A 23,651-nucleotide genomic window follows, 5' to 3' on the forward strand; every position below is an offset into this window, starting at 1 on the left:
TGAACTGCTCAAAACCCTTATGCTGTTGCTTTATTTTTAAATGGCGCTTTTACTTTCAATTGTTGCACGAGATCATAGATGTGATGAATATTTAAGCTAACCTTCGCCCGTGTACAGGCAACATATAACAGTCTTAATTCTTCATCGCTGATTTTATGTTCTAAACCGTTTATTTTAAATTGGTAATCATCTTCGATATGTACACGATTCCATTCTAGCCCTTTGGCCTTATGTGCAGTTGAAATCACATAATCAGCTTGCTCTATTGGGGTTATTTTAGCAAGTGCTTTTTTGAGCGGTTCCGTACCGTGATCGTCAACCAATTTGACTAAGGGTTTGATATCACTACCGTCATTGGTTTCACAGTATTCATGTACATCATGCCAAGAGTTAAACCAAGCCAGTTCAGGCACATCCACAACACGTTTGCCTTGTTTAAGCAAACTTGCCGCATCAACAAAACGATTGAGTTTTGCATGATCGGCTTGTAGTCCAACCTTATCGCCTTGCACGAGACCAGAAAGAAGCAACTCCATCGCACGTGCATTGGTACGACATAAAATCGCATCACGCATTTTAGTATGTGGTTTATTGACCACACTCGATTTCATTTCAGGATTGCCCAATAAAGGCACAGTTTCATCCAATGCACCGAGCAAATGATTGGCCACATCTGCAATCGCATCACCAAAACGGAATGAAGTGGTTAAACGAGATTCAGGGAGTGGCATTTGTTGCATGGCATTGACCGCACCACGCCATGCATAAATTTGTTGATGGGCATCACCGACATAAATCACTTGGGTATTACGCTGACGCAATAAAATACCAAGCATTAATGGATCAGCATCTTGTGCTTCATCAAAGAGTACATAATCTGCTGGAATAAATGGATCTGATAATGCCCAGAGTTTTAAATAAATATCATGCCCTATGCCTGCTTGATGATTGGTATCAATCGACTCTAACCAACGTCTTTCTACTGCAGGGTAAAGATGTTTTTGTAAAGACTCGATATCATCTGCATGCAGCCAACTTGGTGCTTGGATATGACGTGGTGCTGGGTATTGTGAGCTGGTCGAGCAGAAATAGCTTACAGCATTGGCAACTAAACTCGCCAAACGACTGGGCATTAGCACATATTTTTCATAACGCCCGCCCATTAAACGTCTAAGCGTAATCGGTTCGAGGCGATATTCTTTGGCAATAAAACTGGGACTTAAACGCGGCAGACGTAATTTATCGGTTACCCCACGCGACACACTACGAAACGCCAAAGAGTGGAAGGTGCGGCAATCTACATTTTGATGAAATTTATTCTGTGCTTCTGTGGCAATTGCCTTATTAAAGGCCAAATACATCCCACGGCGCTCCGTCATCGCATCACTGATTAACTGTAAAGTCGTGGTTTTACCTGTGCCAGCATAGGCAATCACTTTAAATGATTGTCCTTTTTTCGCTTCTGCGATTGCAAAGCTTTGCTCAGATGTGGGTGTAAAAGAATAAGGCACAGTATTTATAAAATCTTATTAGCTTGAAAATTCAATATGGGACAGAGTATAGCAAAAATTGCTCAGCACTAGGGTGAAATCTAACAAGATGTTATTTAAACGACTGTGCTAAGAATCTGTGGAGCGTATCCTGATCATTTTTATCATAATATGAGGTATTGGGGCTTTTGTCTTTAAAATGACTTAAAAGTGAAACTAGATTGTCATAACTGCTTTCTAAACTGAGCACGGGAAAATTCTAAAACATATTCGGATAAAGTTATGACAAATTCAGCCAGCCGACATACACGCCGTGAAGTGCTTACTTGGTTAGCCAGCATTCCATTTCTTCCACTTGGGGCAATGGCAACTTCAGCCACACTTGCAGGTTGTAATGATGATGATAAAAATACTGCAGTTAAACCACCGATCAATCCAGCTAAATTAAAATCTGCAACATTTACACCAATGGATGCACCAACATTAGCAAATGCAGCAGCAATGGCCACAACAACAGTTGCTTCTGGTTTAGCTGTAACTTGGGATGACAATACCAAGACTGACTACAAACTTGCTTATAAAACCTTCTTCCAAACAGGCGATATGGTCAATGATGGAAAAGGTGGGAAGATCTTGGCTGGTGGTTATTATGATATTAATAATAAGCCAATCATGGATAACTCTACAGGTTCGCCACGTCAATTCTTCTCAGATTGTCCAGATGGAACATCTTTGCTCACTGTTAAAGATGCCAAGATTGATGGTGTAAAAGGAAATCCTGTATTTGCTGTGGTGCAATTTGAATATACCACACGTGATTTGGCGGGTAATGACATGTATGGCAAGTTGCCATCGCCAATTGGGGTGATTTCACTTGACCAAGATCCTAAAACAGGTCATTTGTCTTTTGTGAAATATCACAATGTTGATATGTCAAAAGCGCATGGTTTATGGATCACGTGTGGTGCAAGTTTATCACCTTGGGGCACACACCTTTCAAGTGAAGAGTATGAGCCAGATGCATTTGGTCAAGGCTTAGGTACAGATATGACCACCATGAAGGCTTATAGTAAAAATGTCTATGGTGATGAAACTTCAGCAAAACCTTATAATTATGGTCACTTACCTGAAGTCACTGTAAATAAAGATGGTACAGGCACAGTGAAAAAACACTATTGCTTGGGTCGTATCTCACATGAGTTGATTCAAGTGATGCCTGATAATCGCACTGCATTGATGGGTGATGATTATACCAATGGCGGTTTGTTTATGTTTGTTGCGGATAAAGAGAAAGATTTATCTGCTGGAACATTATATGTGGCGAAGTATTTAAATGAGTTGAATGAAACCTCAACTGCACAAATTCAATGGATTAACTTGGGTCATGCAACCAGTCAAGAAATTGAAGATTTGGTGAATGTTCAAAATATTCAACCAAGTCAAATCATGGAAAGCTTAGATAAAGATCCACAAGATGCAAGCTATACCAAGATCATTCTGCAAAAGAAAACAGTGTGGGTGAAAGTTAAACCAGGTATGGAAAAAGCAGCTGCATTCTTGGAAACGCATCGCTACGCAGCGTTGATGGGCGGTAGTATGGCGTTTACCAAAATGGAAGGAACAACAGTCAATGCTAAAGACAAAGTTGCATATTCAGCCCTTGCCAATATTCAAGATTCAATGATTAAAGGTAATGCTGCTTGGTTAGAGTCACATAATGTAGGATTTGCGAAAAAGATTTCTGCTGGTGGTATTGTTGCACATGATATGGCAGGTTCTAAGAGCGATAAATCTGGTAAAGCTATTCAAAGTGACTGGGTACCATACCAATCACACATGCTTTTAATTGGAAAAGATATTGATGCTTCTGCTGATCCGTTAAATATCGGCAATACTTCTGATCCAAATACGATTGCAAGTGCAGATAACTTAAAGTTCTCTGAAACATTCCGTACCTTATTCATTGGTGAAGACAGTGGTAACCATGTGAATAACTACTTATGGGCGTATAACGTAGACACCAAGAAATTAGATCGTATTCTTTCTTGCCCAGCAGGTGCTGAATCTACAGGTTTACATGCAGTCGATTCAATCAATGGTTGGACTTATATTATGAGTAACTTCCAGCATGCAGGGGATTGGGGTTCTTTACATAGTAAGGTTCAAGCAACTTTGGATCCTTTGATTCGTGCGAATTATAAAGACCGTTTTGCAGCTGCAGTGGGCTATTTAACAGCAGACCCAATTGCACCTTCGGTTGAGAAAAAATCTTCTTAATTTCGATTTTGAATAAAAAAAGCAGCGATATTTCGCTGCTTTTTTTTATAAATACCAAATTAATGATCTCGATTGGCTTTTTCAACTAGGCCAGAAAGCCCTTGACGACGAGCAAGTTCGTTGAGTACCAATTGCACATCCAACTCAAAGTAACCAAGCATCACAATGGTATGGAACCATAGATCTGCAACTTCATAAATCAGATCATTTTTATGATCTTCACACGCTTCAGATTTAAAATCTTTAGCAGCAATGATGGTTTCAATACTTTCTTCACCAATTTTCTCTAAGATTTTATTTAAACCTTTATGGTAAAGCTTTGCCACATAAGAAGAATCTGGATCAGCTGCTTTACGTTCAGCCATCATTTTACCTAAATAACCCAAGACTTCGACCTGTTCAGCCTGCGCATTGGAACTATTCATGGCAATAGTATGTGGATTCGATGAAGGTTTTTCACCGTATATTGCATTTGGATCTTTTAATTGTGCATCGACAATTTCCCAACCCGTTGCAGTGAGCTTGCGATAGAAGCAAGACTCTCGACCTGTATGGCAGGCGATTCCACCATGCTGTTCGATTTGTAAGACGATCACATCTGCATCACAGTCTAAACGGATTTCGTAAACGGTTTGAAAATGGCCTGACTCTTCACCTTTAAACCATAATTTATTTCGTGAGCGAGAAAAATAAACGCCCTGCATTTTTTCAGCAGTCAGTTGTAATGCTTCACGGTTCATCCATGCCACCATCAAAATGCGACCAGTTTGATGATGCTGTGCAATAGCAGGAATAAGTCCTTGTTCGTTAAATTTTACTTCATCGAGCCATTGCAGATTGTTCATAGGATTTCACCAAGTTATAAAAAGAAAGAGCGCTACGTTGACATGGTAGCGGTTGTATAGTGTACGTTATTTCCAGCATTTTAGGAAAATATTGATTATGGATTGAGTCGAGATTAAAACGCTTGTTCACACTTTAAAATTACAGAATGGGTAACTTGAGTGCACATTATTTTTCTCTTACCAAGGATGATCGAGCAATATCTTCATACTTCATTTGGGTAAACATACCTGATTTTAATCCCGACACAGTGATTGCCATTTCTTTACGAAAATAAGGGATACGGTACATCCAAGAGAAGCTTAGATCTCGTAAACCGCCTGCCCACCAAAGATCAGACTGGTAAAGGGGCGTGAGTAAACGGCTTAAAAATTGATAAAATGCGGATGAGCTTTTGCGATGTTGATGATAGCACTGCCATAGCTTTGCATAATCGATCGTTTGATTGTTTCGGGCAACTTGAACTGCTTGTCCCAAAGCCCATGCATCTAAAAGCGCCATATTTGCACCTTGTCCAAGCTGCGGGCTCATGGCATGTGCAGCGTCTCCAATGATACCGATACGTCCTTGCCCAAATTTAGACAGCACTACATCACGATAATGGGCAGAAAGCCATTGTTGCTTTTCTTCAGGATTGGCGATCACTTGCTCTAACCACTCTGCTGCGGGCTTCCAGCGTTTGGATAGCGCTTTTAACCACTCTGTACGGGCTTGTTGATGAGGTAAGAAATTTCCAAGCTGATCGGTTGGAAGACTCCAGAAGATACTGGAAAGTCGTTGCTTGGGCTGAGTGGGAATTGCGCCTGTAGGTAAGATTCCCATCATGATCTTGGAGCGATCATAAAATTGATGCAAAATTTGAGTATCAAGCTGCAAACATTCAGGCACAATGGTCCATTTCGCGCCCCAAGGGTAAGCTTGATCGATTTTAACCCATTCGATCGGTCTTAATTGGCTTCGTGCACCATTGGCAACAATAACGCTATCAAAGACTTCATCAAAACATTCACCATTAATCTTACCCAAAACTCGGATTTCATCTGCTGATTCTTTAAGTTTTTCAATATCGGCATTCATGTGCCAAGTGATCAGTTCAGGAAATTCATGGCATTTATTTTGCAAAACATGACATAAGCTTGCTCGATGGATACCTAAACCATAAAAATCGGGATGGGCTTGGACATAATGACTATCTACCAGTTTAAAGCCATTGGCGAGTTGTCCCTCTAAGCCTGTGACCATTGCACCAAGTTTAACCGCATCATCAAGCACACCTAAGTGCTCAAAAACTGCAAGTCCAGACGGTTGAAGCAATAAGCCAGCACCGACAGGTTCAAGCTCAGATACTTTCTCAAAAATAGTAACCTGAATATTTTGTTGTGCGAGTAAAATTGCTGCAGCAAGCCCTGCTGTTCCTGCACCGACGATGGCAAATTTTGGCGTTTTAGTTTGATTCATTATTAGAGTAAGTGCTTTGAATGATTTAAATTTAACAAAAAGCAGGGAATTAACAAGCAGTAATTTGAATCAAGCTCTTTATTCCCTGATTGATCTTAGCCAAGAATCAACGCCTATAGGCGAGACCAGATACGGATTAAATTCAGTACAAAAATACATGATTTAAAGCTTGAGCCATGACTGGCTCATGTCTCAGGCTGATATCTCAAGTCATCGAGAAAACTGTTGTTATGTATTTAAGCTATTGAAAATCATATTTATTGATCGCTGGATGAGGTGATCAATGGGGGAGAATAATTATAAATCTAGCATCACTTCAGCAAAATTTTGTTTCTCCAGCATTTCTAAAAATTCATCACCTAGTCGCTGACTTTCTGCCACAGACTGCTTCCACAATTGTTTTCGCTTCTGATCATCCAGACCTTTCATCACAAAATCTTTACGATCTGGTAAACGTCCTAAAGGTAAAGATTTTAAATAGTCTTGAGAAGGTGAGATCAGTAAAGTCCGTGCTTGGTTTGCAGGATTGGCTGTGCGAGATTTAAACATTTTGTCAAACCAGCCCGGGATAATGCTGTCGGCAAAATGTGGATATAAAACAATCCCTTTACTCTCAAAAGGCAAATCGATGTGATAGTCAATCAAACCACCATCTCGATACGCGCCTTGTGGCGCATCGGCAATATTTTTTACCGCAGGTGTAACTGCCGGAATCGAACCTGAGGCCATCAGCCAATCCGCAACATTGTGTTGATTAAAATTTAAATAATGGGTTTTAAAAGCGTCATCCTGAATTTTAAATTGTGGGAACTGAGCAGGCTGACAGATGACTCGTTGCATAAATTTATTCAGATGGTTTCTTGAAATTGCATTACTGCCGATAATACCGAGTAAGGAGCTATACAGTGCAAACTTTTGATCACTTTGAAATAAATGTTCTGCTTTGGCTGCGATAATCGTAAGGTGATATTCGGGATGTTCGACCAATTTTTGGCTGTGTTGGTCTAAAATGCTGTACAGCATCTCGCGAGATATTTTCTCAATCTCTGCAATGGTCATCTTTTTATGAAAGGGCAAGTTGATATATAACTCCGCCAAACGCTCAGGACCGAGTTGTTCACCCTGCGCTAAAATTCCAGCAAAGCGCCATGCACCAACAGATGAACCAATTAAAAAACGTCGTTGTTTGGCACGCTGTAGAAAATCACCGAAAATCGCCTGATCCAAGCCCATTAAACCAATGCCTTTGGGGCCGCCAGCTGCGCCGGGAATCATATCGACTTGATGTGCAGATAAGCCTTCTTGTTGTATGTGTTGTTTGGCGAGTGAGCCTGCACGTAAGGTGATTGCTGCAGGGCGTTTTTGTAGAATTTGGGTCATGATTTCACTCACTCAAACGAATATTTTTATTTTAGAGTGCGTGATAGATTGAACAATGGCGAGAGCTGTCACTCGGTGACTTAGCAGTCATAGACAAAAAGCCTATTCATTGAATAGGCTGAATCACTTTATTTGGCAATCCGCCAAACTGCTAAAACAGTGGACAAGACAATTAAAACAATTGAAATATACCACGGTGCAATGATCGCAATAGAGAGCAAAATCGCCATAATACTGCCGAAAATCCAGCTACGTTTTTGTTGCTGTTCCACTTCTAAACGCATCATTTGCAACTCATGCAGTTGTTTTGCATGCCATGCAGATTGATTTTTTAAACCATTTAAGCTGTCAACCATCAAGGTCGGGAAATCCTGTGCGCCTAAAAGTAAGTCAGGAATTTTCTGTCCTAACTCTTTTAAGTTTTTCTGAGGATTCATTTGTGCTTTTACCCATTCGGTGAGAATCGGTTTTGCCAGTTTCCAAATGTCGAGTTCAGGATATAAATCGGTACCTAAACCTTCCACATGCACCAGTGTTTTGAGTAATAACATCAATTGTGGTGGAATTTCTAAATGGAAACGACGCGCAATGTCCATGACTTGAATCAAGATACCCGCAAAGTCCAATTCATGCATCGGTTTGGAAACCATTGGTCCAACAGTGCGACGCATTTCACGGGATAGCGCATCTTGATCGGTACCCGGTGGAATCCAGCCCGCCTGATGCACAATTTGAATCAGTTGTAAGAAGTCGCTGTTCATGACCGCAAGCAACATACGTGCAACGGTCATCTGATCTTGTTTAGATAGCTCACCCATAATTGCACAGTCAAGGGCAATATAACGAGGGTGGCTTGGATTTAATGTTTCAACAAATACGTTGCCGGGATGCATATCGGCATGGAAGAAATTGTCACGAAATACTTGTGTAAAGAAAATCGTTAAACCCTTTTCAGCAAGATCTTTACGATCCATTCCGAGCTTTTCAAAGGTTTCAATATCCGAAATAGGAACGCCTGTGATCCGCTCAGCAACCATAACATCTTTGCTGTCCATATAGACTTCAGGCACATACATCATGCTTGAACCCGTGAAGTAATGACGCATACGACGGGTATTGTCTGCTTCTAGTGTAAGATCCAGTTCATTTAAGATCACTTGACGATAATTCTGGATGATTTCAGACAAATGCACTGCACGAGCTGCTTCAAGCCGTTTTTCTAAGCTTGCTCCTAGCCATTGCAGAATTTCAAAATCCTGTAGAATCTGACTGCGAATATCTGGACGAGTGACTTTCACCACCACTTCACGACCATCATGGAGCGCAGCAGTATGGACTTGTGCAATAGATGCAGCAGCCAAAGGTTGTTCATCAAAACGGGCAAAAATTGTAGAAATATTGGCTTTCAGTGATTGCTCAATACGCGCTTTTGCAATATTGACCTCGAAGGGTTTAACCCGATCTTGTAATAAAACCAATTGCTGTAAAATTTCAGGTGGAATTAAATCACGACGCGTGGAAAGTAATTGCCCCAGCTTAATTGCTAAAGGCCCCATTTCTTCTAATGCTTCTTTAAGCTTGAGTGGGTTTTTACGTTCTTTGCTTGACCATGCCGCAGGGTGTAAGCGAATTAAAGCTAAAGCATGCCGAGCTTTTTCAGGTAATTCTTCCGCAGGGACCAGTGTGTCGAGTCTATAGTGCGCGGCGATGCGCCAAAGTTCGAATAAACGGGCAATATGCGGAATCATATATTAAATTACCTGATCTTGATTTTGAGTAAAGTGAGATTGAAGTTGCTGAATTTTTGCTTCAAGTCGGTCAATATTTTGGTTCAGTTGACGGGTATCTTGTTGCAGATCATCCATTTGCCAACGCGGAGCCAATACACCCGTATCTTCTTTTAAAAAGTCTTCTACAAAAAATAAATGACTTTGCAGTGAGCGTTTGAGATGTTTTGGCGCCAGTTGGATTTTGCCAATTTCATGCGCGAGTGCAGGACCAATCCACGGGCTAAGCTGGGCTGCCAAATCAGGCTCAAGCTGTTGGATAATATTTTGAATATCCTGTAACAGGTGATAATCACCTTGTAGAGGAATATTGCCAATATCATCCGCAACAAATAATTTAGCCAATTCAACAACATTCTTTACATGTAATATTGCTGTGGCTTCTGCAATCGCAACATTTTTGTCAAAAGGACGTTGTTCAAAAATTGAAGGTGTTTCGCTTTTACCAGTCACAGTCGGTTCAAGACGGATTTTATTTTGATCAAAGTAAACATCGACAGAAAGCTGAGGCGTATCCATCACGACACGTAACAGTTTGCCTTGTAACTGATTAAATTGGATGCGGGTAATTGCATCCAAATTAATAAACTGATTGATTAATCGTTCAACTGCACCGAGTGCCAGAATTGACCACATAATTCAACCTTGCTTGTTATATCTTGGGGAAATTACAGTTTAAAGCCACGGTGTACCGCCACAATACCACCGGTTAAATTGTGGTAATCACAGTTTTGGAAACCAGCATTTTCCATCATACCTTTTAAGGTACGTTGGTCTGGATGCATACGAATAGATTCAGCCAAATACTTATAACTCTCCGCATCATTAGCAACAACTTTACCCATAAATGGTAAAGCGGTGAATGAATAGAAATCATATAGCTTTGAAAATGGTTCAAATACTGGTTTTGAGAACTCAAGGATCAGTAAACGACCACCTGGCTTTAATACACGATACATTGCTTGGAGTGCAGCATCTTTATCAGTCACATTACGTAGACCGAAGCTGATGGTGAGCAAGTCAAAACTATTGTCTGCAAATGGCTCTAAGGTTTCAGCATTGGCCAATACAAAATCAACATTGGTACAGCCAGCATCAATCAAACGATCACGACCAACATTCAACATGGACTCGTTAATATCGGATAAAACCACATGACCTGTTGGACCAACTTCACGGCTGAAAACTTTGGCTAAGTCACCTGTACCGCCTGCAATATCAAGCACGTGCTGACCACGACGGACACCTGACATATTGATCGCAAAACGTTTCCAGAGGCGATGAATACCAAATGACATTAAATCATTCATAATGTCGTATTTGCTTGCTACAGAATGGAAGACTTCAGCGACTTTTTGCGCTTTTTCTTCACTATTAACAGTTTTGTAGCCGAAATGCGTAGTTGCGCCAACATTACCTGTATTAGCACCACGGGGGAGGTTGTATTTTGGCACAGTCCCAGAAACTGGCGTATCTACCAGTTGTTGCTGCAAGGACTGTTGTTGACCTTGTGGAGTACCTTGCGGTAATGGTTCTGTTAGAAATGGACTCACTTTGTCTGTATTCGTTGCCATTTCAGCTGGGGCTATAGGCTTTTGGTTTTCATTCGACATTTGAGTCACTCCTGAACACAAAAATGGGAAATTTTATATTGCTCTGCATAATGACAGATTCTGCATAATTTTGCAGTCCTCATCATGAAATTGTTATGAATAATATACAAAAACCGATCTTAGAGATCGGTTTGATACAGCCAAAAATTAAATTAATCTTGAAATGGATTGGGATCTCCAGCATGCACTTTTTCGACAATATTACGTTCTTTTAGGGTAAATGCATGGATAAAATCAGCTGCGGATTTCATCGGTTTCATCGCAATAAAACCTTCGCCAATAAAGTCATACATCAATTCAAATTTATATTTTATTGCAGTGCCTTTACACATTTTAAATGCAGTATGCATAATGAATGAACGCATGTATTTGTCTAGTGCACCACCCAAATCATCCAATAAACCCAGCTGTTGTTGACGGGCTTCTGCTTGATCTAATTTCAGCAAGGTCAGTCGCATCATTTCATCATCAATCACTTGATCAACAGGGTAATCCTTGAGTAATTGTGCCGCGACTTGTTCATCGAGTTGCATAGCAAGTACCGCCAATCCAACAGATTTTAAACCGGTCTTAATGGCATTTTCAGGGAGAATTTTTTCTGCTTTATGTGCATATTTTAATAAACGTTCAATCTGTATCGCCAAATCATCAAATTCAGGTCCACCATATAAGCGGTTGATAAAATATTTTGCCATCAATTGATTTTCTTTTTGATTGAATAGCGCATGATGGGTCTTTTCAATACGCATTTTTAACCAGTCCTGCGCTTCATGCAGGCGTTTTTCTAGAATTGGGTCAGTGTGATAACTCAATTGTTGATATTGTTCTAAAAGCTGATCAAGTGCAGCAAGTTTTGACATATAAAAACTCTAGATTTCGTTTAGCAACAGCATAAAGGCAGTTGGCACGTATCACTATGACAAAAGTTAAAAAACAATAGAGAAATATGGTCAGTGGATTTTTAAATAGCCAATATCAAAGATTTTATACAGAAAATAATATAACTCTATTTTAGGGAATGGGTATACTCAATTGAAGTTTCAGACCATAGAGAAGCAGATGATTGAAGAACAATTAGCGTTTGCGTTGCGTGATGAAGAAGAGTTATCCGTTGATCTAATTGAGGCACAATATGCCTTAAAGAATTCTAAAGATAAAAATAATGCCAAAAGCTTGGTTATTTTAGTCAGTGGTATCGAGCTTGCGGGGAAAGGGGAAGCGGTTAAACAATTACGTGAATGGGTTGATCCTCGTTACTTACGGGTTAAAGCAGATCCAGCCAGTTTATTTAGTAGTAAACAAAGTTTTTGGCAGCCTTATGCACGGCACATTCCATCAGAAGGGCAAATTCAGTTGTTTTTTGGCAATTGGTACAGTGACTTATTGTCTACAGCGATGCATGTTTCTAAACCCTTAGATGAAACCTTGTTCGATACCTATATTGAAAATATGCGTGCTTATGAACAAGACCTAAAAAATAATCATGTTGATGTGATCAAAATTTGGTTTGATTTGCCGTGGAAAAGCTTACAAAAGCGTTTAGATTCAATGGATGCGTCTGAACAGCGTTGGCATAAGTTAATGGGTTTGGATTGGCGGAATAAAAAACAATACGATATTGTGCAAAAATTACGTCAACGTTTTACCGATGATTGGTATGTGATTGATTGCGAAGATTGTGTTGCCCGAGATCAACAATTTGCACAGTATATTCTGCAAGCGTTAAAGCAGTTGCCTCGACATAAAACAGCAGTGAGAACCAAGTGGAAACAGGCGACTGTACCTGAGTCGTTATTGCAACCCGCGACAGCAGAACTGGATAAAGACCAATATAAAGCTGAATTAAAAAAATTAACCAAAAAAGTATCGGAAGCGCTACGCAATGATTCACGCAATGTCATCATAACCTTTGAAGGCATGGATGCAGCTGGTAAAGGTGGGGCAATCAAGCGGATTGTGAAAAATCTTGATCCACGTGAATACGAGATTTATACCATTGCTGCACCAGAACAGTATGAATTGCGTCGACCCTATTTATGGCGGTTTTGGACCAAGATTCAACCCGAGGAAAAGATCAGCATTTTTGATCGTACTTGGTATGGTCGAGTATTGGTTGAACGTATTGAAGGCTTTGCCAAGCCTGCGGAATGGCAACGTGCCTATGATGAAATTAATCGCTTTGAAAAAGATTTAACGGATAATCAAACCGTGTTAGTTAAATTCTGGTTGGCAATCAGCAAAGATGAACAAGAAGCACGTTTTAAAGCACGTGAACAAACACCGCATAAACGCTTTAAAATTACCCCTGATGACTGGCGAAATCGTGGACATTGGGACGATTATTTAAATGCGGCTGCGGATATGTTTGAACGAACCGATACTGAGTATGCACCGTGGCATGTGGTTGCGACCAATGATAAGTACACGGCTCGTATTCAAATCCTTAAAACGATTTTAAAGCAGTTAAAAGCGGATTAGACATGATCAGGCGTTGGTTCCTATGAGAACATTACACAAGATTTTGCTCGATCATAAACAGCACTTAACTCAGCCGAGTGAAAAGTTAGTTCAGCAGTTGATTCGAAAACTAGACAATGATTCATATTTACCTGATGGTAAAAATGTTCATAAATTACACCTACTTTCTACCAGTGAAGTAGATAAGTTTTTACTCAATTGTTTAGCTAAATATCAACTGAGCAATGAACTTTATGATTTAAGCAATCATGATATCGGAAGTTTAAGAGCCGTCTGGGCTGTATTGAGTTTCTCTAAAAATCCTGAAGTCATTCAATATTTTGATGATTTTATTTTAGAAAATATTCGTCATCAGCCTGCGTATTTAGCAAATCTTTTTGAAATTTTTAATTTCTTGGAGGCGTCTCATCCTTCTGTTGAGCAAATTCGACAGTATTATGATCAACGCTTGCCCGAGTTGCCTGCTTATCAATTATTGAAGCGATTAGATATTCATCCAGTTGATCTATTCAATTGGTCAATTTCATTTATTTTAACAACCGATGGTGAATGGTTGACACCAAGAGAACTTACTGATGAAGAAAAGAACCGTCGTTATATATTAGAAATTAGATTAAATTCGCCTGAAGCATTGAATGATACTTATAGGGTCGAGATAATGAATGATTTTTCTTTAAAGAGAAAAAGGATCATTTTAAAACAAAGCGGTACATTTACAATTGATATCGATCAGATGAAATTTCCATCAGTGGATTTGTTGAATTTAAACCTGTTTTTGACGCATATAGAGCAATTTTTAAATATACAATTCAATTTCGAAAAGTTTGCATATCTATCTGTAACGAAAGGGATTCAACGTAAAAAAGTCGAGGCATGGATCAAAAACCGATTTGTAATTTAAAGGGTTATTTTTAAATAATGTTTTGTTAATGGAGAAAGCCTATTGCTTAAAATCTCCTAATCTAATGGATGCCCCAGAATTTTTTTAAGTAAAAATTTTAAAGCAATTTTTTCGGCGGGATTTAATGCAGCGAGGGTTAAATCACTAATGCTTGCAGCAATCGGAATCGCTTGTGAAAGCTCTTGAATACCCGATGCTGTAATATGAATCAACACCTTGCGTTTGTCATGTTGATCAGGATCTTGTGAAATAAAAAGCTTGTCTTTTAATCGCTGGATAATGCCACGAATGGTTGCTTGGTCGATACCAGTTTCCTCAACAAGTTCTTTTTGTGAACATTCTTTTAATTTATTGATGGCATAAAGTACAGCGAACTGAACCGAAGTGAGGCGAGTTTCATCCAAACTTTGTTGAAAAATCGTTAAATGATGAAAGTAAGTCCGTCTAAGTAAATATCCCACTTGTTCTTCAATTACATATTCATCATTCATGTTTGACTTCTTTATCATGTGAGGAAAATTAGGCCCGAAGATTTAAAATATTGAAGTTTTTTAAAAACTTTAACAGGGCCAGTATAAAAGGATTGCATAAAAATAACGACCATAATGCTACTTGGTCGTTATGCTTTGGTTGGATGTATTAAACATTTGATTTTAATAGTTGGTTTCTTCGCGTTAGCTGAGCGCTATAGGAACGCCTTGATCAACAACCACTAAATCATCGAGTTTCACTGTGCAATTTCGAAGTGGAATATCCATATGACATGGTGTCTTACGGCTACCACCTACTTCTGTGTTGGGTCCCGTTGAAAATAAAAAGTTACCATTAAAAGCACGTGCATCCATACACATGCCATCATTTTTATCATGCAAACCCATCGCTGTCCATTGTGCTCGAGGTTGTAAGCCCCAACCAATGTGTGAAATTCCATACACCTCTGGATCATTAAAATATTTCATATAATCACGGAGATATTCTGCTTCAAATCCACCATGAATTTGAGTAATTACCCCCTTTTCGATTTCTAAAGTGACTCTTTCACGGGCATAGGTTTTAAAGGGTAATAAAATATCACCAATATCTAAAACCAAGATGCCTTCTGCCATATTTTCATTGGGCCAAGTGAATAAGAAACCACTCGGCCAGTGATCCCAACGCCCAACTTCGTCAGCAAAGCCATATTCAGTTACAGCAGGGTATTGCCCAAGCGGAGCATAAAAATCTGTGCCTGCCTTTGAGGTCACATGCATACTTTTCGCTTTCTTTAAGTATTTTTCAGCAGTTTGAACCCGATGTTTGTCTTCTTGTGTGGGCAGCATACGAGCGAGAATTTCTGGGGGTTCCACGGCCAGTAAAATTCGTGTTCCGGTTTTTAAAATCTGTTCTTGTTCTGGTGAGTGCAGCAACATCATGGTGTCAATGATGAGGTCGACAGATTCAAGTGCTTGTTGTGCAGCAAAATTACCCGTTAACGCAGTATCACCACAATAAGCGGTCATATCGTTCCCCATGGCTTGGGGATGATTAAATGAAGGTAATTCTAAAATAAATACTTTGGCTTTTAACCGACATGCTGCATCAAGTGCGGCTTGAACGGTTTGTTGATGTGAATAATGACTTTTTAAAATCGCCACACTTTGTGTTTCATCGATTTTGGATAAGGTTAAAACATGCTCAAACATTTGGGTCAGTTCAGTGCTATTTACAGGCATGATGGTGCTCCTTTTTCATCGCTGTTTTTTGTATTTTTAAAGAGTATACACTTTGATAAAGTAAATTGTACATTTATTACATCATTGTAATTTAAATAATTATTAATAATAAATAAATATTTAATTGATTTTATAGGTTGGGATTTGTTTGTAAATTTAAAGTGTATAGACTTTAATATTATCGTGGGGTATATCTATTAAAAGAAAAATTTGTTTGATGGAGTAAACAATGAATAAAGCAAAAAAAATTGCAGTGATTGGTGCAGGTCTTGGTGGCGCTTCAATGGGGCTGCTACTACAGAGAGCGGGTTTTGATGTTGATGTCTATGAACAAGCAGCAGAATTTTCTCGTTTAGGTGCTGGTATTCATATTGGCCCAAACATTATGAAAATCTTTCGAGAAATGGGTTTAGAGCAAGATTTGGAAGACATGGGATGTCATCCAACGCATTGGGTCAGCCGTGATGGAAATACTGCAGACTATATGTCCAATGTTGGTTTGACTGGATATGGGGCAACCTATATCACGATCCATCGTGGTGATATGCATGCCCGACAAATCGAAGCATTGCAGCAAGACAAATTACATTTTGCCAAGCGCTTAAGTGCTGTTACTCAAAAGCTAGATGGAGTAACGCTAAGCTTTGAGGATGGCACAGTAAGTGATGTTGATATTGTGATTGGTGCTGATGGGATTAACTCAAAAATTCGAGAAATCATTCTTGGACCCGAAGCCCCTTTATACAGTGGTTGGGTTGCGCACCGTGCCATGATTAAAGGAGAACAATTAGAGAAATTAAAACAACAATTTGATTTAGACGATTGTGTCAAATGGTGGTATGAGGATCGCCATATGATGGCCTATTACACCACCAAAGAACGTGATGAGTACTACTTTGTTACAGGTGTGCCTCATCCAGCATGGGATTTCCAAGGGCAAAGTTTTGTGCCTTGTTCAAAACAAGAACTATTTGAAACATTTAAAGATTTTCATCCAACCATCTTAGCCATGATTGAAGCCAGTGAAGATATTACCAAGTGGCCATTAAACAATCGTAATCCGTTACCGATATGGAGTAATGGCCGTATGGTGTTGCTTGGTGATGCTTGCCATCCCATGAAACCGCATATGGCACAAGGCGCAGGTATGGCGATTGAAGATGCCGCAATGCTCACGCGCTGTTTGCTGCAAACAGGTTTGGACCACTATCAGGAGGCATTCAAATTATATGAACAAAATCGTAAACAACGTGCCAGTCGAGTGCAAGAAGTTTCCAATGCCAATACCTTCTTAAAAAGCCAAGAAGATCCAGCTTGGGTGTATGGATACGATGTATATGCACAAGCGTTAAATGAGGAGGAGGCCGTATGAGTCAATTCCTGTATGGGTCAAATGTGGCAGTCAATCAAGTCCGTTTACATTATCTTCGTTATGGTGGGAAAGGGCATCCTTTGGTATTGATCCCCGGGATTACCAGTCCTGCCATTACCTGGGGATTTGTAGCGGAAAAATTAGCACAATTTTTTGATGTCTATGTTTTGGATATTCGAGGCCGAGGGCTGTCTTCTTCGGGAGAGCATCTGCAATATGACACCGATACCTGTGCGCAAGATATTCTAGATTTTGTTAAAAAATTGGACTTGGCATCTTATTATTTGGTTGGGCACTCGATGGGCGCGCGTTTTGCGATTCGTTGTGCTGCGTTTGAGCCCAAAGGTTTAAAAAAAATTGTGCTGATTGATCCTCCTGTCTCAGGTCCAGGACGGCGTGCTTACCCGAGCCAATTATCTTGGTATGTCGACTCTATTCAGCAATCTATTCAGGGTATGAATGCAGAAGACATGAAGCAATATTGCCCATCTTGGACTTTAGCGCAAAGACAATTGCGCGCAGAGTGGCTACATAGTTGTTATTTACCAGCCGTTATCAAGTCTTTTCATGATTTTCATCATGTTGATATTCATCAATATATCTCAAAAATCAAAGTACCAACTTTATTAATGGTGGCTGGCAAAGGCGATGTGATCTCGGCAGGCGATATTGCAGAAATCCAATTGCTTAATTCACGGATTTTGGTGAGCCGTGTGGAAAATGCAGGGCATATGATTCCTTGGGATGACTTAAATGGTTTCTTAGCCGGCTTTTCAGATTTTTTAGGACAGAGGCTTATTTAAGGAGGAATGCTCATGCAACGAATTTATAAAATTGGTCAAATCGTACCCAGTTCCAATACCACGATGGAAACTGAAATTCCAGCGATGTTGAAAGCACGTCAACTGATTCGTCCTGAAACATTTACCTTTCATTCTAGCCGTATGCGGATGAAACATGTCAAAAAAGAAGAGCTTGCGGCAATGGATGCACAGTCTGACCGTTGTGCTTTAGAACTTTCAGATGCCAAAGTGGATGTATTGGGATATGCCTGTCTGGTTGCGATTATGTCCATGGGCATCGGTTATCACCGTGAGTCAGAAAAACGTCTCCATCAAGTCACGGTTGATAATGCTGCAGCAGCACCTGTCGTCACCAGTGCGGGGGCTTTGGTTGACTGTTTGAAGCTGATGAAGGCGAAAAAAATTGTTGTTGTTACGCCCTATATGAAACCCTTAACCGAATTGGTGGTGAATTACATTGCTGAAGAGGGTTTTGAAATTCTCGATTATGTGGCCTTAGAAATCGCTGACAACATTGCTGTTGCGCAACATGACCCTGCTGATTTGCCCAACATTGTGCAGAAGCTGAATTACCAAGATGCAGATGTGATTGTGCTTTCAGCATGTGTACAAATGCAGTCACTTCCTGCAGTCGCTAAAGTTGAGGCACTTACGGGTAAGCCCGTGATTTCAGCAGCAATTGCAACAACCTATCAGATGCTTAAAGCAATGGATTTAGAGCCAATTGTACCGGGTGCTGGTGCATTGCTCTCTGGCGCATATGCATAAGGAGTGTGAAATGAATCAACAATCCCTAAATGATAATTACCAAGGCGTGTGGGGAAATCGAATTGGTTTTGGCAAGAAACCCGTGCTGCTGTTGGTCGATTTTATCCAGTCTTATATTACGGCATCTGAGCCTTTATATGCGCCTGATGTGATTACTGCAGTTCAAGAAACCGAAGCGGTTTTGGCACTGGCACGTGAACAGAATATTTTAGTAATTCACACCAATATTCTTTATCACGCTAAAAACCAAATTGACGGAGGAATGTGGGTAAAAAAATCACCCGTAATGGCAGCGATGACGGTGGATAATCCAGCCACTCAATTTTGCCCACAAGTTCAACCTCTCGACACTGAATTGGTGATCACTAAAAATTATGCAAGTGCTTTTTTTGCAACAAGTTTGTCATCGGTTTTAAACGCTGAGGCGATAGATACCGTGATTATTGTGGGTTGTTCGACCAGTGGGTGTGTTCGCGCAACAGCCGTAGATGCTGTGCAACATGGATTTAGAACCATTGTGATCCGTGACTGTGTTGGGGATCGTCATCATGAACCCCATGAAGCCAATCTGTTTGATATCGATAGTAAGTATGGAGATGTTGTATCAAAACAAGAGGTCTTGAATTATTTCACTCAAAACAAAAATTGATGATTGATACAACTAAAAATTATGGACGTTAGGGTAATAAAAAACCAAGGATAGAATGGTTTTTGGTGATGCATTAAAACAAAAGAGAATGTGCAGATCATCGGTGACATAAAAGCTTTGTTCATTTTGTTCTAAGTATTACAAAAAAAACAACTCACTTGGTTTGTGATCTAAAGGAGTTAGATATGTCTACCAGTGTTGTAAAACCACAAGAAATTTACCCTGAACAAGAGGTTCAGGTTTATAAAAAAGTGATTTGGAAACTGATTCCATTCCTGTGTTTCTGTTATATCGCAGCCTATTTAGACCGAATTAATGTCGGGATTGCCAAATTACACATGTTAAATGATGTGAACTTGAGTGAGGCTGCGTTTGGGTTAGGCGCAGGACTTTTCTTTGTTGGCTATATTATTTTTGAAGTACCCAGTAACTTGGTTCTGGAAAAGGTCGGCGCAAAAATTTGGATTGCGCGGATTATGATTACATGGGGGATTTTGTCTGGTTTAACCATGTTTGTGACCACACCGATGCAGTTTTATGCGCTACGGTTTCTGCTCGGTGCTGCGGAAGCAGGCTTTTTACCCGGGGTTTTGTATTATTTAACCACATGGTTCCCAACATATTATCGCGCTAAGATCATTGCCTTATTTATGATCGGTTTACCTTTGGCGGTGATTATTGGTAGTCCGCTATCAGGTTGGATCATGACGACCTTTGATCAAGTTTATGGCTGGGCAGGTTGGCAATGGTTGTTCTTTTTAGAGGCACTTCCAAGCGTGATCTTGGGTATTTTGACATTTAAAATGTTACCGAATCACTTTTCCAAAGCCAAATGGCTCAATGATGCTGAAAAATCAATCATTGAAAAAAATCTCAATAAAGATTTAGAAGGCAATGACTCTGCCAAACAAAAGCATAGTTTTAAAGATGGATTTTTCAATACCAATATCCTGAAACTCGGTGCAATTAATTTTTCGATGTTGCTGTGTACCTATTCTATGGGCTTTTGGTTGCCGACATTTATTAAAACCACAGGCGTTGCCAACCTATTAAATATCGGATTACTGGTTGCCATTCCAAGTATTGTTGGTTTGATTGCAATGTTGGTCATTGGGCGGAGCTCAGATAAATATAGAGAGCGTCGTTGGCATATGGTCGTACCATTTATTTTTGGTGCAGTCGCACTGTTTTTAACCACAATGTTTAGTAGCAATATTGTCATGACCTTGATTTTGTTCTCGATTGCTGCGATTGCGACCACAGGCACCATCCCCGTGTTTTTTAGTCTTCCTGCAACTTTTTTATCAGGAACTGCGGCGGCGACAGGGTTTGCATTGGCATGTTCTATTGCCAACATTGCCGGCTTAGTCAGTAACACTTTGGTGGGTTATGCCATTCAGATTACCGGTAAACCAGAAGGCGCACTCATCGTGTTCTCAGCATGTTTATTGTTGAGTTGCTTCATTGTGCTGTCTTTGCCTAAAACATTAGTAAACAAATAAATTAAAAAAATTGAATGGCAATGCGTTCGGGAGAACAAATTGCTGAGGAGGTTCTCATGTTAAAAATTAAATATTTAGGATTAATTGTATCGAGTTTGATCTCATTTCAAGCCTATGCCAATGCACAACCTTCACCGTTCCAATGGGAAACTGAAGATGGTTTAAAACAATTGAAATTAGGCGGTTTTGTCCGAACCAATTATCGCGATGAGCGATGGGAAAGCCCCAATAATGGCAAGTTTTTGTTTGATAATGCCCGTTTAAATATTAAGGGCAAATATGACCAATTTTATTTGGATGTAAGTTATGCCTTCCAAAGTGATCATAAACGTTCTGTTGAACATGGTTTTGTCGGGTATAAGCCTGATGACAATAATGATTTTCAGGCCGGAATTATTTATAAGCCTTTTGGAATTTATCCATTCCCAGAGCATGCATGGACTTTCCCGATCCCATTTTTCTTAGGATTTGCCGACAGTGTAGCGCCGGGATTGAGTTGGAAAAATACCTCGCCAAAACATGATTTTACCGTGGCGTATATGCCAATCATGAGTCCAGGCAATATTCGTTATTCGCCAGAGTCAGGTTCGGCGGATAAATTGGATAATGTGCTGCCTCACCAACAGCAATATCTCAATGAAAAAAGAAATCAGCTCAATCTACGTTATGCCCATAAAATGGATTTGGAATTTGGTAAACAGGAGTTTGGTGTGAGTGGGGCATATTCACAATTGCGTAATAAAGCGACGGATAAAAATGGCGATTATTATGCATTTGGAGTCCATGGCTTAAACAATTACGAAAAATGGAATGTGCAAACTTCAGCGATTCGCTATAAATATGATGCAAAAAACCCAGAGGGTTTAAATAATGATCAAATTTTAATGCAAGCGAATGGTATAACACCTGCTTATTTTGTCGCAGCTGAAGGGACGATTGGTTCGTTTAATATCGGTTATACCCAACCTGTGCAAACCAAGTATTTTCCGAATTTAAAAACTGTAAAATTCTATAATGATTATAGTGTGTTATGGAAAGACAAAGCCGGCTGGGATCGCTCGCAAATGGACACCTTTGGAGTGCAGTTTAATGCAATGCCTTTCTTAATTTGGGTGGACGGAAGTGTCGGGAAGAATGTCAATGTGTTGGGTGGGGCTAAAAACTCAACTGGCTATACCTCGACGAATTCAGACTATAGCAATGACTGGAAATTTAGGTGGAATATCAACGTCGGATATAACTTTTAGTCTTGACCTATGAGGGAATAAATGGAATTGACAGCCAATAATCTGGTCGAAGCAGTGATTTTAAATCGACATTCTGTACGTGCATTTACAAATCAGGCTGTAGATCCTGAGATCATTCAGGATCTGCTGCGAAAAGCCAGTTACGCACCTTCTGGAACCAATACACAACCGTGGAAAGTCTATGTGGTTCAGGGCAATAGCAAATTAAGGATTAGCCAACAAGTGATTGCAGCGGCGGATTCCATTTATTCTGGTCAATGTTCAAGACGCGAATTTACGGCCCCTTATCTTTATTATCCTGAGCAATGGTTTGAACCGTATATTAGCCGTAGACAGGAGAATGGTTGGGGGATGTATGCTGTACTGGGGATTAGCAAACAGCAACGGCAGGAAATGCATCAGCAACACCTTCGAAATTTTAAGTTTTTTGATGCGCCTGTTGGTTTATTTTTTACCACGCATCGTCAATTAGAAGTGGGCGCAAAAATGGCGATCGCCATGTTGATGCAAAATATTATGTTGCTTGCAAAAGCGCAGGGCTTAGACACCTGTCCCCAAGCATCATGGAATGATTATCACAAGATTATCATGCCAATTTTAGGTGCTACAGATGATGAACAATTGGTCTGTGGCATGTCTTTAGGCTATGCCGATATGAATGAAAAAATTAATTCTTTTCATCCCTCACGACTTAGTCTTGAAGAATTTGCTGTATTTTTACAATGAACAAAAAACAAAGAGATATCAGATGATATCTCTTTGTTTTACTAAGTATAGATCTTAAAGTATAGCAGCGCTTAGCTCACTAACTTTTGCGTTTGTTTATTTTGAATATTTTTGGCTAATTTATAACATTCATCTACATGCGCTTCAGCAACTTTTTTCATCACAATATAGCCTAAACTTGCTGCAATGATTGAGCCACCCAGTGGGATAAATTTGGTCACTTGTTTGGTAATGATTTTAGCCGCCATATTATTTAATGATGCCTTTACCGCTGTACGCGCAACCACTAAGCCTGAAAACTCAAAACCACGTTTACGTAATTCATTCCAATGAATTTTCTTGGTTGCAGGATCATAAACACTGATTTGATCTGGTGCTAAACCAAAGCGGGCATTGATTTCAGGAATCAGAAGCGACAGCATCCCGACATCAATCACCACATCTAAAAACGGAACAGGAATCACTGCGACACCAGCAGAGACATAAGAGCGCTTTTTCACTTGCTCCAAGCATTCATCACGAATTTGTTCTAGGTTTAAGCTTGGATCGATTGCGTCTGGAAGTTTATCAATTTTCATAAAACAATTACCTTTTTTTCAAGCTTTTTTTCATATTTTTGAAAACGCATGTTTAAGCTTGAAATTG

Annotated in this window: 21 protein-coding genes; 10 read left to right on the forward strand and 11 right to left on the reverse strand. The window is 39.8% G+C overall.

All coding sequences use genetic code 11. From position 1 onward, the window contains the following. Positions 1 to 17: 17 nt before the first annotated feature. The gene (locus tag L3V46_RS01570) at positions 18 to 1,511 is read right to left on the reverse strand and encodes a UvrD-helicase domain-containing protein (protein ID WP_004725463.1); all 1,494 of its coding nucleotides are present in this window, start codon (positions 1,509 to 1,511) and stop codon (positions 18 to 20) included. A gap of 261 nt (positions 1,512 to 1,772) precedes the next feature. Between L3V46_RS01570 and L3V46_RS01575 the strand changes: the two genes are divergently transcribed. Further along, positions 1,773 to 3,767, forward strand: a complete 1,995-nt coding sequence (locus tag L3V46_RS01575; protein WP_239044772.1) for an alkaline phosphatase PhoX — start codon at positions 1,773 to 1,775, stop codon at positions 3,765 to 3,767. Between the two features lie 59 nt (positions 3,768 to 3,826). On the opposite strand, the gene hisIE is transcribed toward L3V46_RS01575, so the two are convergent. From hisIE to L3V46_RS01610, 7 genes are all read right to left on the reverse strand, one after another. Beyond that, positions 3,827 to 4,612 carry a bifunctional phosphoribosyl-AMP cyclohydrolase/phosphoribosyl-ATP diphosphatase HisIE gene (hisIE, locus tag L3V46_RS01580; protein WP_004816700.1) on the reverse strand — a complete coding sequence of 262 codons (786 nt, stop codon included), beginning with the start codon at positions 4,610 to 4,612 and terminating at the stop codon, positions 3,827 to 3,829. A gap of 166 nt (positions 4,613 to 4,778) precedes the next feature. Then, positions 4,779 to 6,068: an NAD(P)/FAD-dependent oxidoreductase gene (locus L3V46_RS01585; RefSeq protein WP_239044773.1), complete on the reverse strand. Its 1,290-nt coding sequence runs from the start codon at positions 6,066 to 6,068 to the stop codon at positions 4,779 to 4,781. A 297-nt stretch (positions 6,069 to 6,365) separates the two neighbouring features. Continuing rightward, entirely contained in the window at positions 6,366 to 7,448 is a 1,083-nt protein-coding gene (locus L3V46_RS01590; protein ID WP_239044774.1) for a patatin-like phospholipase family protein, read from the reverse strand. A 128-nt stretch (positions 7,449 to 7,576) separates the two neighbouring features. Continuing rightward, positions 7,577 to 9,196: an AarF/UbiB family protein gene (locus tag L3V46_RS01595; RefSeq protein ID WP_239044775.1), complete on the reverse strand. Its 1,620-nt coding sequence runs from the start codon at positions 9,194 to 9,196 to the stop codon at positions 7,577 to 7,579. Positions 9,197 to 9,199: 3 nt separating this feature from the next. Beyond that, the gene (locus tag L3V46_RS01600) at positions 9,200 to 9,871 is read right to left on the reverse strand and encodes a hypothetical protein (RefSeq protein WP_239044776.1); all 672 of its coding nucleotides are present in this window, start codon (positions 9,869 to 9,871) and stop codon (positions 9,200 to 9,202) included. Positions 9,872 to 9,903: 32 nt separating this feature from the next. Continuing rightward, positions 9,904 to 10,848, reverse strand: a complete 945-nt coding sequence (gene ubiE / locus L3V46_RS01605; protein WP_239044777.1) for a bifunctional demethylmenaquinone methyltransferase/2-methoxy-6-polyprenyl-1,4-benzoquinol methylase UbiE — start codon at positions 10,846 to 10,848, stop codon at positions 9,904 to 9,906. Between the two features lie 152 nt (positions 10,849 to 11,000). Beyond that, on the reverse strand, positions 11,001 to 11,708 hold the full coding sequence (locus L3V46_RS01610) for a hypothetical protein (protein ID WP_239044778.1): 708 nt from the start codon (positions 11,706 to 11,708) through the stop codon (positions 11,001 to 11,003). 199 nt (positions 11,709 to 11,907) lie between these two features. Between L3V46_RS01610 and L3V46_RS01615 the strand changes: the two genes are divergently transcribed. Both L3V46_RS01615 and L3V46_RS01620 read left to right on the forward strand, forming a co-directional pair. Continuing rightward, positions 11,908 to 13,326, forward strand: coding sequence for a phosphate--AMP phosphotransferase (locus tag L3V46_RS01615; protein WP_239044779.1), 1,419 nt, complete (start codon positions 11,908 to 11,910; stop codon positions 13,324 to 13,326). Positions 13,327 to 13,348: 22 nt separating this feature from the next. Further along, positions 13,349 to 14,227: a hypothetical protein gene (locus L3V46_RS01620; RefSeq protein WP_239044780.1), complete on the forward strand. Its 879-nt coding sequence runs from the start codon at positions 13,349 to 13,351 to the stop codon at positions 14,225 to 14,227. A 56-nt stretch (positions 14,228 to 14,283) separates the two neighbouring features. On the opposite strand, the gene L3V46_RS01625 is transcribed toward L3V46_RS01620, so the two are convergent. After that, entirely contained in the window at positions 14,284 to 14,718 is a 435-nt protein-coding gene (locus tag L3V46_RS01625) for a MarR family winged helix-turn-helix transcriptional regulator (RefSeq protein WP_056517415.1), read from the reverse strand. Between the two features lie 183 nt (positions 14,719 to 14,901). Next, positions 14,902 to 15,939 carry a 2,5-dihydroxypyridine 5,6-dioxygenase gene (locus tag L3V46_RS01630; RefSeq protein ID WP_096735266.1) on the reverse strand — a complete coding sequence of 346 codons (1,038 nt, stop codon included), beginning with the start codon at positions 15,937 to 15,939 and terminating at the stop codon, positions 14,902 to 14,904. Between the two features lie 229 nt (positions 15,940 to 16,168). Here L3V46_RS01630 and L3V46_RS01635 point away from each other — a divergent pair, with 229 nt between their 5' ends. From L3V46_RS01635 to L3V46_RS01665, 7 genes are all read left to right on the forward strand, one after another. Then, complete coding sequence (locus L3V46_RS01635; RefSeq protein WP_239044781.1) at positions 16,169 to 17,311, forward strand: FAD-dependent monooxygenase; 1,143 nt, start codon at positions 16,169 to 16,171, stop codon at positions 17,309 to 17,311. Next, positions 17,308 to 18,114: an alpha/beta hydrolase gene (locus L3V46_RS01640; protein WP_239044782.1), complete on the forward strand. Its 807-nt coding sequence runs from the start codon at positions 17,308 to 17,310 to the stop codon at positions 18,112 to 18,114. Before L3V46_RS01635 ends, L3V46_RS01640 begins: the two co-directional genes overlap by 4 nt. A 12-nt stretch (positions 18,115 to 18,126) precedes the next feature. Then, on the forward strand, positions 18,127 to 18,882 hold the full coding sequence (locus L3V46_RS01645; RefSeq protein WP_151801332.1) for an Asp/Glu racemase: 756 nt from the start codon (positions 18,127 to 18,129) through the stop codon (positions 18,880 to 18,882). 10 nt (positions 18,883 to 18,892) lie between these two features. Then, positions 18,893 to 19,531, forward strand: coding sequence for an isochorismatase family protein (locus L3V46_RS01650; RefSeq protein ID WP_239044783.1), 639 nt, complete (start codon positions 18,893 to 18,895; stop codon positions 19,529 to 19,531). A 185-nt stretch (positions 19,532 to 19,716) separates the two neighbouring features. Next, positions 19,717 to 21,033, forward strand: coding sequence for an MFS transporter (locus tag L3V46_RS01655; protein ID WP_004816727.1), 1,317 nt, complete (start codon positions 19,717 to 19,719; stop codon positions 21,031 to 21,033). Positions 21,034 to 21,089: 56 nt separating this feature from the next. After that, positions 21,090 to 22,280, forward strand: coding sequence for a hypothetical protein (locus L3V46_RS01660; protein WP_035370606.1), 1,191 nt, complete (start codon positions 21,090 to 21,092; stop codon positions 22,278 to 22,280). Between the two features lie 21 nt (positions 22,281 to 22,301). Continuing rightward, a complete protein-coding gene (locus tag L3V46_RS01665; protein ID WP_239044784.1) occupies positions 22,302 to 23,006 on the forward strand; it encodes a nitroreductase in 705 nt (234 codons plus the stop codon). 71 nt (positions 23,007 to 23,077) lie between these two features. Here the strand turns inward: L3V46_RS01665 and L3V46_RS01670 are convergent, their stop codons facing one another. Continuing rightward, positions 23,078 to 23,584 (reverse strand): hypothetical protein, encoded by a 507-nt coding sequence (locus L3V46_RS01670; protein ID WP_004725502.1) that lies wholly within the window; start codon positions 23,582 to 23,584, stop codon positions 23,078 to 23,080. Positions 23,585 to 23,651: the final 67 nt, after the last annotated feature.

The sequence above is a fragment of the Acinetobacter sp. AG3 genome, from assembly GCF_022343575.1.
GTDB lineage: Bacteria > Pseudomonadota > Gammaproteobacteria > Pseudomonadales > Moraxellaceae > Acinetobacter > Acinetobacter guillouiae.